Below are 1,770 nucleotides of genomic sequence, written 5' to 3'. Positions count from 1 at the left end.
GTCATATCTTGCGAGTGCCCACACAGATTGTCTGATAAATTGTTAAAGAGCATCTAGTATTTCTACCAGGTTGTCGTAAGTAATCTTCTTAACGACAGGGCGCACATTATATTCACCCTTTTTGTTAACGTCAAGTGTTTTTTTAATTTATTTTCACTTTTATTTAACTTGGTTAACACGTTTCTTATTATTGAAAAGTTTCATGCTTTTTAGTAACAATTAACGTCTAACCAAGTCATTATAGAACATATACTTTTTTATTCAAACTTTTTTTTAAAAAATAACTCTAATTGACTGCATTTAAGTCAAATAGCACAAATTAAAATCAATTCATTGGTCATTCAGCTCATCTACCTTTTTCCAGAATTTTTTTAAATTCATAATTGTTTTTTCATCTAATAAAAATATGGGGATTTGCTTATCAATTGATTCCAATTTTAAAAGCATACTATAACTAGGATTCATTTTATAAGACATTAATATAGAGATTATTGCTAATGGCCCTAATGTCCTAAAATCATTAAATGTTCGAACATTAATTTTTTCTAATATTGCCACCATTTCTTTTGTTAAGCTTAATGATGGACTACATAAAGGAAAATTCTTTAGTTCTGTTATTTTTTTAGAGTTTTTAGCTTGAGCTTCTTTTATAACAAAACAGATCAATCTTTTATATAATAGAACATTTTCACAAATCGAGCTTTCTAAAACTAATAAATGTTCTTCACTCTCTTCTTTTCTTACATAAGACTTATACAAATCAAAATTTGATATTTGATTTATTTTACTCTGCTTATCTATCTTTAAATAGCAACCATTCCTTTTGTATAATAAAACCTCTTCTCCATAGGCATAAAGAGAAAATTTATTATACCCGTTACAAATTTTTATTGGTTTTCCTTTAATTTTGATCAATATATCTAAGGTAAGTTTTAATATTTCTTCCTTGTTTAACATTTTACATCTCCTTGTAAACAGTTAGTGGATAACAATCAGTTGTTATTCAAACTAATTATCCCTCTAAATCGAATGAAATTGGCCTTAGAAAAATGCATTTTTTTTTATTTTTTTGAATTTGTGTTTGACATAGGGAATTTTTTTATATTAAATACACTGTATAAAAAAACAGTATCATTAATTTTAATAGGAAGGTGGGTTATGTATTTTAATAAAATGACAAGTGATAGTGCACATTATTCAACTAGTTATCCTATGTTTATTAATACCCTGAACATGAATGAATCCTATAATAGGGACTCAAATTCGAACAGGATTCAATTTATCGCAAATATCGAAGAGGCCATGATAATACTGCCAACTGTTTTTAAAAATCTAGCAAAGAAGAATGAGTTTATTACTCTTATTGGTTCACCTAAACGTTTTGATAAACAGTGGTTCAAAACTCATCATCTTCCGTTAGCACACTTTCTACAAATAAATACAGCAAAACCGAGCATCCAGTCAATGAGATTAGTATTACAAGCACTATCTTATGGAAAAACTTCAGCAGTTGTAACTTGGTTATCAGATACAAGCACTGAACAAATTAGACAATTAGAGCAAGCAGCTGAATTTGGTGATTCGATAGTATATATATTACCTTTGACTGAATTAATACATTAATCAAATAAAAAAATATCGCTCTAATCAGTAGGCTATAGCTGCAGAAAATCATTATATGTAGTTCATTAGATGATAATGTAACGTGGATTATCGAGTAGAACACAGGAACCGCCCCCGCACCCTCTCACAGAACCGTACGTGAGCCTC

At 28.9% G+C, this 1,770-nt stretch carries 2 protein-coding genes; one reads left to right on the top strand and one right to left on the bottom strand.

Annotation, left to right across the window (positions count from 1 at the left end; translation table 11 throughout):
* Nucleotides 1-330 precede the first annotated feature (330 nt).
* Complete coding sequence (locus ACFFIT_RS08490) at nt 331-957, bottom strand: hypothetical protein (protein WP_385877231.1); 627 nt, start codon at nt 955-957, stop codon at nt 331-333.
* A 201-nt stretch (nt 958-1,158) separates the two neighbouring features.
* Here ACFFIT_RS08490 and ACFFIT_RS08485 point away from each other — a divergent pair, with 201 nt between their 5' ends.
* On the top strand, nt 1,159-1,623 hold the full coding sequence (locus ACFFIT_RS08485) for a SulA-like leucine-rich domain-containing protein (RefSeq protein WP_385877230.1): 465 nt from the start codon (nt 1,159-1,161) through the stop codon (nt 1,621-1,623).
* Nucleotides 1,624-1,770: the final 147 nt, after the last annotated feature.

The sequence above is a fragment of the Thorsellia kenyensis genome, assembly GCF_042432445.1.
GTDB classification, from domain to species: Bacteria; Pseudomonadota; Gammaproteobacteria; order Enterobacterales; family Thorselliaceae; genus Thorsellia; species Thorsellia kenyensis.
Note: the sequence above shows the minus strand (reverse complement) of the source record. Positions and strands in the feature narration are given on the sequence as shown.

Excerpts from the sequence above, each read along its gene's own strand:
- ACFFIT_RS08490 (WP_385877231.1), bottom strand. The coding sequence starts at position 957 with ATGTTAAACAAGGAAGAAATATTAAAACTTACCTTAGATATATTGATC.
- ACFFIT_RS08485 (WP_385877230.1), top strand. The coding sequence starts at position 1,159 with ATGTATTTTAATAAAATGACAAGTGATAGTGCACATTATTCAACTAGT.